This is a genomic window from Frankia sp. Mgl5, from assembly GCF_023242985.1.
Classification (GTDB): domain Bacteria; phylum Actinomycetota; class Actinomycetes; order Frankiales; family Frankiaceae; genus Parafrankia; species Parafrankia soli.
In genome coordinates this window covers 1-296 of record NZ_JALKFY010000054.1, presented here as the reverse complement: position 1 = coordinate 296, position 296 = coordinate 1, and the positions used below count along the sequence as shown (strand labels likewise).

Genomic DNA, 296 nt, shown 5'->3' with positions numbered 1-296 from the left:
GTTCCTTGTTGCGGTCAAGCGCAATGATGTCGGCATTTCCCAGCTCGCGCATGACCTGGACGCCGATATGTCCCAATCCGCCCATGCCAATCATCACCACAGTGGTCCCAGGTATCGCTAATGGAGCAGCCTTGCGGACAGCCCGATAGGCAGTGATTCCGGCATCAGCAAACGGTGCCACATCGGCCGGAGCCACATTCTTCGGGAGTGGGATCAAAGCTCGTTCCGAGGTCTTCAAATACTCAGCATATCCGCCGTCAACCGTAAGACCGGGGAATTTGAGATCGGGACAATGC

At 56.4% G+C, this 296-nt stretch carries 1 pseudogene; it reads right to left on the bottom strand.

From position 1 onward, the window contains the following. Window positions 1-296: pseudogene (locus tag MXD62_RS08335) on the bottom strand (NAD(P)-dependent alcohol dehydrogenase); the annotation flags it as partial.